The following is a 15,916-nucleotide window of genomic DNA, read 5'->3' as shown; positions in this document are numbered from 1 at the left end:
GTATAAACTTAATATTCTTGTGTCGCTTTTGTTATAGCTTTAAATGAAAGCTTGAATAAAATTTGTAACTGTCACTCTTTAACACACTTTCTAGTATTCTATCCTAGAATCAGAAATTATATCTTAAATCCACCAATTAACTCTTGAAGTTCTTCGGCCATCTGTGCTAATTGTATTGCTGAAGAATTTATCTCTTCCATGGAGGCATGTTGTTCCTCAGATGAACCGGCTATCGTTTGCATACTTGAAGAATTCTCTTTCACAGCCATAGCTATTTGATCAATTGATGTATCGACTTTCATTGCATCAGTTGTCATTTTATTTGATAGTTCCACCATACCATGCACTTTTGACACGATATCATTTGCAGATTTTGAAATTTCATAAAAACTTTGTTTTGTATCATTCGCAACCTTAATTCCCGACTGTACTTCTACTCCTACTTCATTCATAGCTTTTACAGTCTCATGTACGTCTGCTTGTATTTCATTGATTAAACTTCCAATTTCCATTGAAGATTCGGATGATTGTTCCGCCAACTTCCTAACTTCATCGGCAACAATTGCAAACCCTCGCCCCTGTTCTCCTGCTCTAGCTGCTTCAATCGCTGCATTCAATGCTAATAAATTTGTTTGTTCTGCAATATTTTGAATCGCTTCTAATATACTACCAATTTGCTGCGATTTCTTATCTAATAATTTAATTACATTATCGGATTGAGAAACAGAGTGATGTATAGACTGCATTTGTGTTACAGTTTGTTCTACTAATTGTTCACCCTCATTGGCTTTTTGTTTTGTATATATGGATGAAGCCGATACTTCAGAAGCATTATCAGCTACGTATTGAATATTTCGTGTTACCTCACCAATTAATTTAGCTCCAGACTCAACTTCATTATTTTGAACTTCCGCACTATTCGAAATTTCTTCCATCTCTTTTGTAATTTGTTCTGTCGCAACACTTGCTTGCTCTACGCTAGCAGTTAGTTCCTCCGAAGAAGCAGCTACATGTCCTGCAGATGTGTTAATTTGAGAAATAATATTACGTAACGACTCTGCCATTGTATTGAAACTACCACCTAATTGACCAAGTTCATCTTTTGAACGAATATCTATTTTCTCAGTTAAATCTCCCTGACTAATTCTTTGAGCTGAAATAACTAATTGTCTTAGTGGATTTATAATAGATCTAAGTATGAAGAAAATTACAATTCCACCTAACAATAATGAAGCCCCTATTATAGTGAGCGTTTTATAAAAAATAGGATTGGTAGCTTCTTCAATTTCTTTCGTAGGCATTACACCAGCTATTTTCCAACCTGTTTTTTTGTTTGTCTTAAAGCTTATGTTTCGATCTTCACCATTAAGGCTATAAGTAATTACTCCATCTTCTTTCTTGTACAGTTCATCCGCTAAAGTTTTCTCTAATTTCTCACCAGGCTTTAGTGATGGATGAACAACTATAGTTTTATCTTGACTGACTATAGATACAAAGCCTTGTTTTCCAATTTTTATCATTTTGGATGTTTTTACGATATCATTAATATTCAAATCTACACCAATGACACCACTTTTATCTGCATTTTGCTTTGCAATTGCAATTACCATATTTCCTGTAGCCTTTGATTTATATGGAGATGAAACAATAATCTCTCCATTTGCTTTTACTGCATCCTTATACCAACTACTTTCTAAAGGATTAAACCCTTCTGGTATTTTTCCAACAGGTGCATGAATAAATTGATTGTTACTGGATGCCGTATAAATTGTTTCTATCTCTGGATGTAACTGTATATACTGATCAAATTTACTCTGTACATTTTGTAATTGTTCAGGACTATAATCACCTTGTGTAAGTAATTTTGCAAAATGAGTTACATCTGTATGTTTATTTTCTAATTCATCATCTACAATCTTATCTAAAATACTTACATTATCTTTTGCTGATTGTAGGATTGTTTCATTAAGATCTGTTTTTGCCTTATTATAAGATGATACTCCTACGATAAGACTAGGTATAATTAATATTGCGATAAATGCCATAGACAACTTCGTTTTAAGCTTTATTTGTCCCATTCTTTCTTTTATATTAAACACTAGATACTTCTCCTTTTCATTCATACTACTTATATAGTTTATTTTAATTTTTTCTCCTTTATTTTTTCTACATTCACTTATGGTACCATTCGAAATGAAATCACCGTTACATCCCTTCGCCTGAATCTTCGCATTTAGCGATTTAAATTTCACAAGCGGAGTTTTATCTATCCTCCTTTCGAATATGTTATCTTTCTATATTTAGCAATTTTAAGACTACGAATTGTTCCAAATACACTGGATGAAACATATACTTCATTTAATTTGACTTTGATTGGATAAAAAGTTTAACGAATTTTCCGAAAGAATTCTCCTTCCTCAAGTGTGTGAAGGGCGATAGCCCAGCGGTAGGTGGGAGATGAATTTCGGTTTGGCATACCCAAAAACTTTTGATAAACTAGCTATATGAAGTTCTTTGATAACTTGATATATGAGGTTGCAGGAAGAAAATAGAGTGCGAAAACCAAGCCATTCGGTTCCTGCGTAAAATATCAACCGTACCAAGAGAGCACCCAAGCGTTGACATCTAGGGGTGGAACACCCCGAAGTAACGCTCAGGGAGACGAAAGGTTACTTTCGTCGTGGAACTGAGAAGCTCCCACTTCAAGCTTTGCTAAGTGGCGAGTAGTTCACTTCAGCACTATTCAAATCGGATGAAATCCTTACCATAATAAATTCTCTAAAACTTAATTAAGTAAATCTATTCCTTGTATAATTATGCTTAACAGCCTTTTAACCATTCTAAATGCATCACTTCATTCATGAATCATTTACTACAGCCGATTATGTTGTATTGGATAACTAAACCATAAATTCTGAATAGGAGAATAAAATAAATTAGAGAACTTCATTGTAACACGTATATATAAGTTTTAGATATTAAAATTGAACAATATATTACTTTTTCATTATTTTGATTTTCATATTTAGCTAATAGTCTATTGTAAACTTTATCTTTTTCCTACAGAAGAATCCCTCCTCATATGCAATATTACATATAAGTTACCTTAAATATTTTGTTATACTATGCATGTGAATTTTTCACCCAAAAATCCAATCAAACGCATATTTATATATATGACACCCTAATTGATAAAAGTGAGAAGAATGTTTATCATTCTTCTCACTTTATATTTCCATAGAGAAGTCTCGTCACAACGACTCAATGCTAAGGTTTTGAAGTACCCCCTTAGCGAATTTTTTTGATTCCTTGTTCCATTAGCTACTGCTACATACTTCTTCTTTACAACAAAGAGCTTTTTATCACGCATGTTTATTTACAACATTTAGTCTTTATTGGACAGTCATTCCAGTTTTATTACGATTTGAGCCATTACATTTCTCAAATAATAAAATTGTATTGTTTGGCTTTGTCGCAATAGCTGGTGCTTTCTTAACACCTACTATTGGTAAATTAGCCGATAAAGGTAATATTTTTTCAGTGACCAATGTATCAATTGTGCTCGTACTCTTATCTATTATCCTATTATTAGATTTCTAAATGTATAATTAAACGTTCATTAACACTATACAAGCGGTGTTAACTATCTTAATTGAATATTAGTAATAGTAAGTATAAACATTATCAATTTACTATATATTACATTTATGTAAAAATAGATGTATGTTAAGCTTTTTCAAAATCTTTCCCCTAATAAAGATTTGAAGTAGCATTTCATGATTCTCCTTACTGTTAATATGCCTTGAAAAAGAACCCTATAGGGTTCTTTTTCTTCTCATTATATCCTCAGCAAGTCCTTATTTAACATACAAAAAGGACTGTCAATTACTTGAAGCCCTTTTTGCACGTTAATATACACTTGTATTAAGTACTTAACACTTTATTGTGTTAGGCATTCATACTAACTAAACGTCTCATTATCATTTAGATATATAACACTTCAAAATTTAGAAGTATACAATAACAAATCTTTCCCAGCTTCCAGCTACATAACTATTAGCTGTTAATTCTCTACCACTATTAGCTGATATAAATCTACCATTACTAAGTGCTTGTAATACATATATCCTATTGTCTCCACCATTATATAAAATAAATTTTTCCCATGCTCCAATTGATGTACGATCTGCTACTACTCTACCATTTGGCTCAAACGAAACATACTTCCCATTACTTTTTGCTTTTAAAGCGTACGTATATAATTCCCCAGTCGGAATTAATTCGAATTTCTCCCATTCATTAACTGCATTACGATTAGCTACCACATTTCCCGATGGTTCAGCAGAAACATATTGTAAATTTGCTGCCTGTATAGCAACTGTCCAACTTCCATTAAATAAATTCACGCCTTTTAGTGAACCTGTATTTGATTGATTGGCTGCCGATGCATCATTCGATGGTGTTATCATCAATATCATTAGAACCATCGGCAACACCATTAAAACTAGCTTTTTTAAGATTGTATTACCATTTTCATGAATTATGAACCTCTTCATTCCCATTCCTCCCTTAATATACATAGAACTTACGTATATCATACCAAATATGTAAAATTTTGTAACAGAAGAGAGGCTTTATCAACAAATACCTTATTATTCTGTTTCTTTTTTCTCAAATTTATAGCACCTAAACATCGCTCTATTCTCAAACATATTGTTTTAACTATTTTTTCTCTTATAAATTCAGTTTCTCCTATGTATCTATCCAAACTTAACTAGTATTATATTCATCTAAACCAAACTATCCGTTTAATTCCCTTTTGATTTATAACCAACAGCTTCAGATTTTAGTGTTTGATTTGTGCCACTTCGTTTTTTTGGAAAGAATCCTACAATTAATAACAACAACATCCATGCCAGTATGAGCACTATATTTATTCTATTGCTTGCACTTAAACTTAAAGTGCTCCACATGTAGGTTCGACAAAATAGGTACAGAGCAATACTAAAAAGTAGAATTGTTCTAAATCCAACTCTGATGTAAGGCTTTTTCTCGTGCTTCAAAATGAAAATTCTTTTCTCCTTGTTTAATCTAATTACAAATAGTAGCAAGTATATACCAAGTGTTGCTCCAATAACAACGGATACAATTGTGTTGCTTTTTCTTTGTTCTTCGAAGGAAAAGTAACTTTCAGGGAACTTCCCAGTCTCGTGTTTTATCCATTCGTGGTAAATATCCTGTCTTAAGTCTTTACCATTTTCACCATTCGTGAGAATGACCAATCCATCCTTTGTATTCGGAATGTAGCCATAAAAGGAATGCCATCCCCGATTATCACCAGAATGATACATCATTTTCCATTGATTAGATAACTTACTCTCAAATATACCTAAACCATTCTCGCCTAATATTGGCTTTTGCATTTCCTCCACACGTTCACTTTTGATGATACCATATCCCTTATCTTTATGATCATTGGTGTCCATGCTTGCAAGTATGAAAGTCATCATATCCGTAACATTTGTTTTGAGACCTGCAGCAGCCTGTTCGGTATAATGATAATTCGGGATTTCTTGACCAAAGTATCCGTATGCCTTCGAAAGATTTGATTTATCCGGGGTTTGTCTGAATGAGCTCGATTTCATTCCTAATGGTTTCATAATTTGTTCCTCCATATAACGTTCAAATGGCATTCCTGTCACCTCTTCAATAACAAGCTGCAAAATCGTATAACCAATCCCGGAGTATATCGCTTCTGAACCTGGCTTCTTAATTATTTCAACCGAATCACTATTCCACCCTTTCCCAGATAGTGATTCTTCAATAGAATTAAGCGGTTCCCCAGGTACCACTCCTAAATACCCTTTATGTGTGGGTAATCCTGCCGTATGGCTTAATAATCTTCTTATCGTGACTTCATTATTATCAAACTTCGAATTTGGTAATTTCCATTTATTTAGATACTTGCCAACCGGATCATCTAATGATAGAAGCCCTTTGTCTGCAAGATGTAGGACTCCCCAAGCAGTAAGACTTTTGGACACCGAACCTGCCTGAAATAAAGTATTATCCTTCACTTCTTTTCTCTTCTTTTTATCTGCATAACCATAATTTAGTGTATAGGCGATGCGCCCATTATGTACAACTCCTATTGCAACCCCTGGTACATCATAGTTCTCCTGCCATTTAGGTACTTGTTCATCCATCTTTTTCTTAAAGTTTTCTATGCTCCTATCAGCTAATATGTTCGATTGTGCCCTTGCTACTTTCGTGGAAGTCAATTCACTCATAATGAGTATGAAAATAAATATGCATACAACATTTTTAAAAAACCTAGATGTTCTTTTACTTTTTTTCATCCATCTCAACCCTTTTTCAGAATATTCCATCCGTTATCCAGGTTATATTATTAAAACATCCAATTCTATCGATTTTCATTACATAACCTTACAATTTTGTAATAAACATCAACACCACACATTTCTCAGGCTATTCGCTTTCTATCATTGGTAGATAATATTACTTATTTTTGTAAAAAATTATGACCATAAATGTATTCAATTGGCGAAATAAGTAAATAAATTTCAATATTTAAAGGTTGGAATCTCACAAAAAATTCATAAAAGTTATTTAACTTTAAAGGTTTAAACAATCGCAACCACATTTATTTAAACCCTCAAAATACTTTCTACGCTATTCCCTAAAAATCTTATTTTCTATTGTAACTGAACCTGATTACTACCCTTTATATAAAAAACATCTAATTCTATTTGAATTAGATGCTTACATTTAGTCCTTAGGATTAATATTCTAAACTATTTATGACCCTGTAAATCTTTTTTTATTACATCCCAAAGTGAATTATCTTGACGTATCGGTTTACCCTCTTCGTCCCATTTCATTTTGCCTGTTCCCAATTCATAATTCATTCCCGTCCAAGTGTCTTCACGGAATGCATAGAATGATTTATGCCAACCTTTTTGATTGAAGATAGAAATAAGATCTTGCATGTATTGGGTAGCTCCTAGAACAGTGCGGTTAATTCCAAACTCCTCTGCAATAATTCGATTAGATGGTACATGATTTTTCTTAGACCATTGTTGGATTGGCTTCAAAAATTTCTCTAATCCCTGTTTATTCCACATTACAGGTTTCTCTAAATCCCCTACTTTTACTAATCCTGGATATTGATATTCCTTGTTTTGCTTTTCACCTTGACTCGTTAATTCATATGGTTCATACATATGAAATGCGTAAAGTGTTTTTTTATCCTTTACGGGGTTTAAATATTTAAAGGCCCATGGAGTAGCATATAAACCTGAATCTAAAATAACCGGTGTTTCTTGGTCCACTTCACGAATGGAATTGATCACCTTTTCATAAAATCTGTTTAGATCAGCTGTCGTTCCTTTCACTTTTTTATACCATTTCTCATAATCTTCCGTCCAAAAATCATTATATCTATTATTTTTAGCTGTTTCTGGATGCGGTTCATTTATAATATTATAACCAACCACTGCGGGATGATCTTTTAGTTCTAGAGCAAGGTCCTTCCAAAATTGACTTGCTTGTTCTTGGTACTTCTCCTCTTCCCATATTCTGTCGTCATTTTTGTTATTATTAAATTGACGCCATCGATCACCAGGTAAGGATAACATTGTAAGAACAACTTTCATTCCTTGCGATTGTGCGGCATCTAAATCAGCTTTTAATTTTTCTAAATCCTCCTTTACTAATCCCTGATAGTTATCTGCATTACCTATCAGAAAATCCTTTCCAGAAGTATCCGGTTTATCCTCAAATAGAAAATCTTTATCTTTTGCCCATTTATCAGGTGCTAAACGTACATATTCAATATTAGCTTCTTTTGCACTTTTATAGTTTTCAGGTAATGACGTGCTATTCATAAAATTAGTACCCTTCCTTTTTGAATCCCAAAAACTAATTTTTGAATCGCTCTTGTGATAAGTATCAGCTCTTACATTCATTTCCTGTACTCCAAAACTCATCATGCCTAATAACGCAACAATTGGCAAAACTTTTTTCACAACTTTTCCTTCTTTCTCTTTATATTTTACACACATAACATACCTTTGTTTTGTTACAGGAATATGGCAATTTTCCAAAAATGCCTTTTAAGTTTATAAAGCAGTAGTTCATTCATACATACAAAAGAAAGAGATAATTAGAACGTTGCTTCATTCTCTAAAAAACAAAAAAGGAATCCTTTACGGATTCCTTTTTGCAATGCACTCTTTTTCAAATGGTGCATTTTGCACCTATTTCTAGTATACCTTATAATTCCTATGAAATAAATAAGATTAAATGAAATTTTGAAGTAACAGTTTATGTATGTCGAACAATTAAGATGGCTTCCTGCCATCCCTTGTTCGAAGCCAATTTATCTCCCACCTACTCACTTCTCGTTCCTTGAGGAAGGAGTCTTCTTGGCTAGAATGATAAAGTTTGATTAAATTATTATAACCCTTGATTTATAGGCACGTTTAAAGAGCATATTTCTATTAATGATCAGACTTTGTTATAATTTATCAAACTATATTTTAAATCCACATTTCACCCTTAAAACAAAAAGAACTTGTAGCAATCTCTACAAGTTCTTTTTAGTTTCAGATGAATATACGTGTCAAACAAACTATCTTACAGATTCATTATAGAAACTACAGGAGTAATGCTTTGACAAATATATTATATAACAAATATTAACATCAACGAATTTAATCTTTGAAAATTATGTGAATTAAGAAAGAAAGTAGCTTTTTTCTTAGTTATTATTAATTTCGTTTACTACTAACTTCTTTTTACTTAAATAAATTGCTCGATCCGATTTTTTAGCAACTTCTTGTGAATGCGTCACAACAATTACACATTTATTCTCTTGATGGGCAAGCTCCTGAAATAACTCAATAATCTCTTTTGCTGTTTCTTCATCAAGATTTCCTGTTGGCTCATCAGCGATCAGTAAATCGACATTACAAGATAGCGCTCGAGCAATTGCTACACGTTGTTGTTGTCCGCCGCTTAGTTGCAAGACATTTCGTTTCGCTTCTACTTCTGTGAGTCCTACCTTCTCTAATAATTCTAATGCTCTTGCTTTTTTATTTTGTACCTTCACACCTGTAATTTCCATTGCCGTTAATACATTCTGAAAAGCAGACATATAGGTAATCAAATTATAAGATTGGAAAATTACAGATACATTTTGATTACGGTATCGATCCAAGCCAATTTTTCGAATATCCTTGCCATTATACAGTACATAACCATTTTTAGGTATATCCAGCCCACAACCTAAGCTAAGAGTTGTAGTTTTACCAGATCCAGATGGCCCTAAAATCGTGTAGAAATGCCCTTTTTGAAAAGAAAAATTAACATTATCTAGTATCGTTACTTTTTTTCCGTTACTTTCATAATAATAATCTAAGTTTTTAAATTGTAAAATTGTCTCCATATCGAGCCTCCTTATTCATCTTTTAAAAGAATTTGTTTTGGATTTAAGCGTAGAATAGATAATGCCGGAAGAAGCGTTGCTATTATAGCAATAGCTAGTCCAATCCCTCCCATTTTCCCTAAATCCTCTCCTGTTACACTTACATCAATTTTATCAATTGGATCTTCATTTTGGTTTTGCGGAGTACCACCAGCTCCAACCATCATTACACTACCATTTTGTGAATTGTCTTTTTCTTCGCTTGCTGTAGCAATTTCACTCGAAAGTAAGTTATCCCCTACGAATTGAGAAACTTTAGCTCCTGTTGTTACGGATAATCCAAATGCTAAAATAGCAATGCATACGACTTCTACTACGAACTGCGCCATCAGTTTCCATTTTTTCTCTCCAATAGATAATAAAATCCCCATTTCCTTACGACGTGCTTTAATCGATAACATAATGATTAATCCTAAGATAATCGCACCTGCAATAGATACCATATAGATAATCATTTGAGACGTAGAAGCAATATTTTCGATAGGACCAATCATTTGCTTGTACAATGAATCATGTGCATCTAACTTAAAATAATTAAAATCAATATCAGATTTTTTTGCTTCTTTTTTAAATGCATCAATGTATTGTGGATCGTTCAATAAGTACACGACCTGAATGCTACTCATACCTTCATCTGTTTCTAATTTTTTTAAAGTAGAGTGAGGCATATATAGTTTATTAGCTGGATTCATCATAGGAGGGGGATTTTGACCCATTGGTTGCTCATTCGTTTCATAAATACCAATAATTTCAAGTTCAAGAGTTTCCTTCTTATCCCCTGATTGAATTTTAACCTTATCTCCTACTTTCAAATTGTTTTGTTCCGCTAATCGTTTTTCCATTAAAGTTACATTCTGATCTTGCATCTTTTCTGTAATTGGTTTCCCATCAATGATTTTACTTTTTCCATTTTTAAAACTTTCTTGTAATAAAGTCTTGCGAACTCCTTCTATCATAAGAGAAGAATTCATATCTATTTCTGAACCTGATCCTGATCCTCCCACCATTGCAACGCTACCTTTTCCTTTTCCTTCTTCTTCTCCTTCTGAAGCTCCTACTAATTTAAACCCATCCGCAATTCCGAAATTATTGGTTATATAATTATAGTCTTTTACATACTTGGACTTCGCTAATTGATCTGTTTCTTTTGTATTGAGCTGCGGCGGATTAGGCGCTTCTCCAGTTTCCCTTGCTTGTTTTCCTAATTTATCAAAATCAAGACCTAAAGTAACATCAGCACCCAGTTTTTTTCTTGCTGAATCAGCAGCTTTTTTTGATGCATTTTGGATTGCGAATCCTGCCAGCACTAAGTTTGTAACAATCAGAAAGACCGCCATCAAAATTAATGATGTTCCTATTCTTTTTTTCATACTGAGAATTGCGCGTTTTATAAAATTCATTTTTCCTAACCTCCTTGATAGTTGTTATTCTAAATACACTATCTGGAGTTTATATGAAGATATTCAGTAGATTATCTAAAGATATTGGGGCTTATCTGGAGTGCATATGTAGTGATTCGTTAATATAGTCAAGAAAAACTGGAACACAAATTAAAATACGTAATCGATTTGGAACATTGGTAAGGAGTCAGTCCATTTAATGTGGAATGAGGACAAACGGAATAATAATAGGTATAAAATATCAGTCACCAACCGATTAACTTGAGGAAGGAATACAAACACGGGATAACTCCCTTTATTTATGACCCATACAGTACAGGATGAGATACTATAGCTGGAAAATTAGCCTCCTGCATGGAATAACAATGTGGGCATTCTTTTTGCTTCATCACATTTACCACCTCTGATATATCTAGTACCCACACAAAAAGCACATATAAAAAAACCACCGAAAGGTGGCTATATTTTTAAGCGGCACTTGTTTAATTCGCTAATTTCACGTTTTTTGTTAGTTTTTCACCATTTCGATAAACTGTTACTTTAATTGTATCCCCCAATTTTTTCTTTTCATATAAATATTTACGGAATTGAACGACATTTTCTATTTTTTGTCCATCTAATGCAATCACAACATCATATTGTTGCAATCCACCTTTTTCTGCTGGTGATTGGTTTGAGATATTCCTCAATACTGCACCATTTGATATCTCTTTTGGTAATTTTAATTGATTGCGTGCAGAATCTGTCATTTTCTCCACATCTAATAACTGTACACCCATCATCGGACGTTTAACTGTTCCACCTTTCTCAAGAGACTCTAGGATCGTTTTGGCTATATGAATCGGAATTGCAAATCCAATTCCTTCAACAGCTTGTTGTGCAATTTTACTCGAATTAATTCCAATGACTTCACCCTGTTCATTAAACAAAGCTCCTCCACTATTCCCAGGATTAATAGCTGCATCTGTTTGAATTACCTGTGCTTGCCAATCCACTTGTTGATTTCCAAGGGTACTAACAGGTATTTCTCGTTCCTTGCTACTAATAATCCCCTTTGTTACACTACCTTCTAGCCCCAATGGATTCCCAATGGCTATTACCGTTTCCCCTGTACGAATTTTTTCTGAGTCTCCAAGTGTTGCGACTCTTTTTACATCTGCCCCGTCAATTTCTAATACCGCTAAATCTAATAATGGATCTGTCCCTACTACTTTAGCGGGAACCTTTTTACCATTATTCAATTTCACTTCTACTTTATTCGCACCGTCTATCACATGATTATTTGTAACAATGAAAGCCTTATTGCCGTTTTTTTTATATATGACCCCTGATCCCGAACCAGCTTCTTCTGATTGATCTTGCGTATTAAATGAATCTGCATTTTGTTTATAGTTAATGACACCTACGACAACTTCTTTTGCAGATTCAATCATATTTTGAGGATTGCTCACATCTTCTGATTTGTAAGAGATCGGCGTAGCCTGATTTACTTCGTTATGCTTAGGAGATTGACCTGCACTTCCTTTGATTTCATTTATATAAGGGGTGGTCAATCCAATGGTAATTGCACCAATCACTGCACCAATGATTCCTGTGAAAAAATGCCCTGTTTTTTTATAGGCTTTATTCCTATTGCTTTCTGTTTGATTTGTATCATAGTGTCCCATTGTGAACATCCCTTTCTCCTTTAATTTACAATTGAATATTTTTGTCTTCATATTTGAATTACGATGTATGAATATAATATTTAGGAATCACCATTTCAAAAAAAGAAAATTTTACCTTTAGGCATGGTTTAGACATAAATCAACTGTTTTTTCGTAGGGGTAACATTATATTTGAATTTTTCTATGAATATATGTGTAACGATATTCAAACCCACTTCGAGCTTGTCTCTAAAAAAAGAGCCTATTCGGCTCTCAACAAATAGGGTATTCAATGTATATAGTAGCATGCATGTTTATACAGGTGTTTTGCAAAAAGTGGAAACAGGGGACAATAAACATCCATTAGCTTATTTATTCTTTTGTTCTAAACTTAGATCCTAGCATTCTCGTGAGAATGGATGGTAATAGGTTTGTGTGTAAATAAGAAGGAAGGGATAAAATTTGATAGATTGTGTAAGTCGTCAACATCATGTATCATTCCTTTCTATTTGGTACATGTATCATACAAACTTAATCTGTATTCTATATGGAGTTAATCTAGAGTTATAGTAAAGATTTTCAGTACCTAGTTATTGAATACAAAAATAGAGAGAATCAATTTGATCCTCTCTATTTTTGTTCACTAGACTTATATAGCTTCCTTTTATTTACACTTGTGTATTTATTTAAGCACGATGCTGATTTCAATTTTTGTTTTTTCTCTTTTATGCGTCTATTATTCGAATGAGGGGCCATCCACAGTTGTACATCTAATAAAGAAAGAATGATGTTTGCTTCCAGTGACATCTTAATTACCTCCCTCTGTCTTGTTATGTATATAACCTATCTCATGCATCTGGAGCTGATTTGAAATACATGTAGTTTTCTTGTGAAGTTTTTATAGTGTTTCTAATACGTCTCTCCACATCAACTCCAGATTGGAAGGTTATAATGACTCCAAGAGGTGATATTATGAAGAACTATCACATTCTGGTGGTAGAAGATGATCAAGAAATACAAGAATTAATCAAACAATTTTTAATGACACAACAGTATACAGTTATAGTTGCATCAGATGGATTAGAGGGCATGAAACAATTTAATAAGCAATCCTTCGATTTAATTCTTCTAGATGTGATGATGCCAAACCTGAATGGATTTGAAGTTGCCAAAATGATTCGAAGTCAGTCAAATATACCAATTATTATGCTAACCGCGCTAGAAGAAGAACAAGATCAAATGAAAGGATTCGATCTTGGAATCGATGATTATATTACGAAACCTTTTTCTTTTCATGTTTTGATGAGACGAGTCGAAGCAGTACTGAGAAGAAGCAATAATCAAAGTACGGATAATCATTTCATATTTAGAGAACTATATGTCGATGGCGATGCATATAAAGTATATGTAAATAGGGTTGAAGTTCCCTTAACGACAAAAGAATTTGAAATTTTGCAACTACTACTTCAAAATGAAAAAAAGGTACTCACAAGAGAAAATATCGTAGAAAAAATTTGGGGATATGAGTATGCCGGAGACACACGAATGATTGATACGCATATGAAAAACATACGAAAAAAATTAGATATACCCTATATTAAAACAGTAAAGGGCGTTGGTTATAAAATCGATGAATAGGATTGTAAAAATCATGAAGATGAAGAGAATTACCTATAAACTCTTTATGACTACATCCCTCATTTTGTTAGCCTTTGCAACCTTGATTTATGTAACTTTATACTTCTTTCTCCCTAAATTTTATGAGAAATACAAAACAGATCAGCTTCAAACGGGAATCGAAGAAATAATTGATAAATCTAAAGATCTTACGCTTCAAAATGCAACACCACTTGTTGATGAATACGCACAAAAAAATAATGCAGTGATATATCTTCAAGATAATGAGGGAAGGATTATTTATTATCCTTTTCTTCAAAGTACTATTCAAGAGGGTACTGTTCGGGGGGGTACTGTTCAGGGGGGTACTCCAGCAAAAGGTTTTGTTACAACAGTACCAATAAAGAGTTTGGATCAATCTCGTAATTCATATGAGGTTACCAAGCCAATACAATTCCAAGATGTTAACTTAACGCTTGTGGTGTCCGCAACATTTCAACCGATCGATGAAGCTTCACAGGTCTTGGTACTTTTTCTACCCTATATTAGTATCATCGTACTGGTTATTGGTTTAGGAAGTGCTTATCTCTATTCAAGGTTTATTACTAAACCACTTATTTATATTAATGAAGGTGCACAAAAGATGGCAAACTTGGATTTCTCCGAAAAAATTGAGGTTCGTTCTATGGATGAATTAGGGGAATTGTCCAATAGCTTGAATGATATGTCCATAAATTTACAACAGGCAATTTTTGATTTACAAAAAGCGAATCAGCAATTGAAAAGTGATATTGAAAAAGAAAGAGAAATAGAAACAAAGCGAAGGGAATTTTTTGCTATTGTAGCACATGAATTAAAAACTCCTCTTACTCTTATGAAAGGATACTTAGAAGGGATGATATATAATATCGGCCCTTATCAAAATCGTGACCAATATTTAAAGAAAAATTATCAAATAATTGAAAGTCTGGAACAACTGGTTCGCGAAATTTTAAGCATGTCAAAATTAGAACAACATACCTTTAAACTTCAAGTGGAAGAAGTAAATCTTTCGAAATCAATAGATACAATCACAAAAAACCTCGAATTTTTTGCTTCTCAAAAAGGCATTCAAATAATAAAAGAAGTCGATTCTGACATTTTTGTTTATACGGATTATGTTCTTTTAGAAAAAGCTTGTAAAAACATCATTCATAATGCGATTATGTATTCACCGTATAACGAAAAAGTCTATATAAAGTTAACAAAGGATTCTAAACAAAACAACATCCAAATGCGAGTTATCAATACAGGTGTCAAAATAAAAGAAGAAGATATACAACATATTTTCAAACCATTTTATCGAATCGAAAAGTCAAGAAATCGAAATACGGGAGGGAGTGGCTTAGGGTTATATATTGTAAAACAAATTTTCGAATCCCTTTTTATCACGTATTCTATGAGTAATACAAAACAAGGCGTACAATTTTTGATTACCATTCCATTATCCATAAAATAAATAACAAAAGAGTCTCAATCTTATTTCACCCTATAGAAATAAGATTGAGATTTTTTATATAGGATACCGTCAAATCGATAAAAAGACGTTATCTTTTCCAATGATTTCTCAGAAAGAATAACGTCTTTTTTTATTTTAGGGGATATTTTGTATTGTTAGCCTGATAGATATATTGCGGGACCCCTATTATAAGAATCCTGCATCAGAACATAACAAAAATATAAACAAAAAAGAATTATTTAAAGTA

10 protein-coding genes and 1 pseudogene are annotated in these 15,916 nt (G+C 33.0%); 3 read left to right on the top strand and 8 right to left on the bottom strand.

All coding sequences use genetic code 11. The features are described 5' to 3' along the window. Positions 1–116 precede the first annotated feature (116 nt). Positions 117–2,099 carry a methyl-accepting chemotaxis protein gene (locus ACQKNR_RS19835; RefSeq protein WP_427319869.1) on the bottom strand — a complete coding sequence of 661 codons (1,983 nt, stop codon included), beginning with the start codon at positions 2,097–2,099 and terminating at the stop codon, positions 117–119. A 1,222-nt stretch (positions 2,100–3,321) separates the two neighbouring features. Here ACQKNR_RS19835 and ACQKNR_RS19830 point away from each other — a divergent pair. Beyond that, a pseudogene (locus ACQKNR_RS19830) lies at positions 3,322–3,588 on the top strand (MFS transporter); the annotation flags it as partial. Positions 3,589–4,007: 419 nt separating this feature from the next. On the opposite strand, the gene ACQKNR_RS19825 reads toward ACQKNR_RS19830, so the two are convergent. The 7 genes from ACQKNR_RS19825 to ACQKNR_RS19795 form a co-directional block, all read right to left on the bottom strand. Continuing rightward, positions 4,008–4,556: a fascin domain-containing protein gene (locus ACQKNR_RS19825; RefSeq protein ID WP_427319867.1), complete on the bottom strand. Its 549-nt coding sequence runs from the start codon at positions 4,554–4,556 to the stop codon at positions 4,008–4,010. A gap of 252 nt (positions 4,557–4,808) precedes the next feature. After that, positions 4,809–6,359, bottom strand: coding sequence for a serine hydrolase domain-containing protein (locus ACQKNR_RS19820; RefSeq protein WP_427319865.1), 1,551 nt, complete (start codon positions 6,357–6,359; stop codon positions 4,809–4,811). A 456-nt stretch (positions 6,360–6,815) separates the two neighbouring features. Then, the gene (locus tag ACQKNR_RS19815) at positions 6,816–8,084 is read right to left on the bottom strand and encodes a glycoside hydrolase family 5 protein (RefSeq protein WP_427319921.1); all 1,269 of its coding nucleotides are present in this window, start codon (positions 8,082–8,084) and stop codon (positions 6,816–6,818) included. A 698-nt stretch (positions 8,085–8,782) separates the two neighbouring features. Continuing rightward, positions 8,783–9,469, bottom strand: a complete 687-nt coding sequence (locus ACQKNR_RS19810) for an ABC transporter ATP-binding protein (protein WP_427319863.1) — start codon at positions 9,467–9,469, stop codon at positions 8,783–8,785. 11 nt (positions 9,470–9,480) lie between these two features. After that, positions 9,481–10,908, bottom strand: coding sequence for an ABC transporter permease (locus ACQKNR_RS19805; protein WP_427319861.1), 1,428 nt, complete (start codon positions 10,906–10,908; stop codon positions 9,481–9,483). Between the two features lie 482 nt (positions 10,909–11,390). Beyond that, a complete protein-coding gene (locus tag ACQKNR_RS19800; RefSeq protein ID WP_427319859.1) occupies positions 11,391–12,584 on the bottom strand; it encodes a S1C family serine protease in 1,194 nt (397 codons plus the stop codon). A 600-nt stretch (positions 12,585–13,184) separates the two neighbouring features. After that, the gene (locus ACQKNR_RS19795; RefSeq protein ID WP_328055554.1) at positions 13,185–13,361 is read right to left on the bottom strand and encodes a hypothetical protein; all 177 of its coding nucleotides are present in this window, start codon (positions 13,359–13,361) and stop codon (positions 13,185–13,187) included. Positions 13,362–13,526: 165 nt separating this feature from the next. Between ACQKNR_RS19795 and ACQKNR_RS19790 the strand changes: the two genes are divergently transcribed. Both ACQKNR_RS19790 and ACQKNR_RS19785 read left to right on the top strand, forming a co-directional pair. After that, entirely contained in the window at positions 13,527–14,192 is a 666-nt protein-coding gene (locus ACQKNR_RS19790; protein WP_427319857.1) for a response regulator transcription factor, read from the top strand. A gap of 13 nt (positions 14,193–14,205) precedes the next feature. Beyond that, entirely contained in the window at positions 14,206–15,669 is a 1,464-nt protein-coding gene (locus ACQKNR_RS19785; protein ID WP_427319855.1) for an ATP-binding protein, read from the top strand. Positions 15,670–15,916: the final 247 nt, after the last annotated feature.

Origin of the sequence: Bacillus sp. NPDC094077 (assembly GCF_050279465.1) — a bacterium.
In the GTDB taxonomy this organism is placed as follows: domain Bacteria; phylum Bacillota; class Bacilli; order Bacillales; family Bacillaceae_G; genus Bacillus_A.
Note: the sequence above shows the minus strand (reverse complement) of the source record. Positions and strands in the feature narration are given on the sequence as shown.

Coding starts and splice junctions, on each gene's coding strand:
- ACQKNR_RS19805 (WP_427319861.1), bottom strand. CDS start 10,908: ATGAATTTTATAAAACGCGCAATTCTCAGTATGAAAAAAAGAATAGGA.
- ACQKNR_RS19820 (WP_427319865.1), bottom strand. CDS start 6,359: ATGAAAAAAAGTAAAAGAACATCTAGGTTTTTTAAAAATGTTGTATGC.
- ACQKNR_RS19800 (WP_427319859.1), bottom strand. CDS start 12,584: ATGTTCACAATGGGACACTATGATACAAATCAAACAGAAAGCAATAGG.
- ACQKNR_RS19810 (WP_427319863.1), bottom strand. CDS start 9,469: ATGGAGACAATTTTACAATTTAAAAACTTAGATTATTATTATGAAAGT.
- ACQKNR_RS19825 (WP_427319867.1), bottom strand. CDS start 4,556: ATGAAGAGGTTCATAATTCATGAAAATGGTAATACAATCTTAAAAAAG.
- ACQKNR_RS19785 (WP_427319855.1), top strand. CDS start 14,206: ATGAAGATGAAGAGAATTACCTATAAACTCTTTATGACTACATCCCTC.
- ACQKNR_RS19815 (WP_427319921.1), bottom strand. CDS start 8,084: ATGTGTGTAAAATATAAAGAGAAAGAAGGAAAAGTTGTGAAAAAAGTT.
- ACQKNR_RS19790 (WP_427319857.1), top strand. CDS start 13,527: ATGAAGAACTATCACATTCTGGTGGTAGAAGATGATCAAGAAATACAA.
- ACQKNR_RS19795 (WP_328055554.1), bottom strand. CDS start 13,361: ATGTCACTGGAAGCAAACATCATTCTTTCTTTATTAGATGTACAACTG.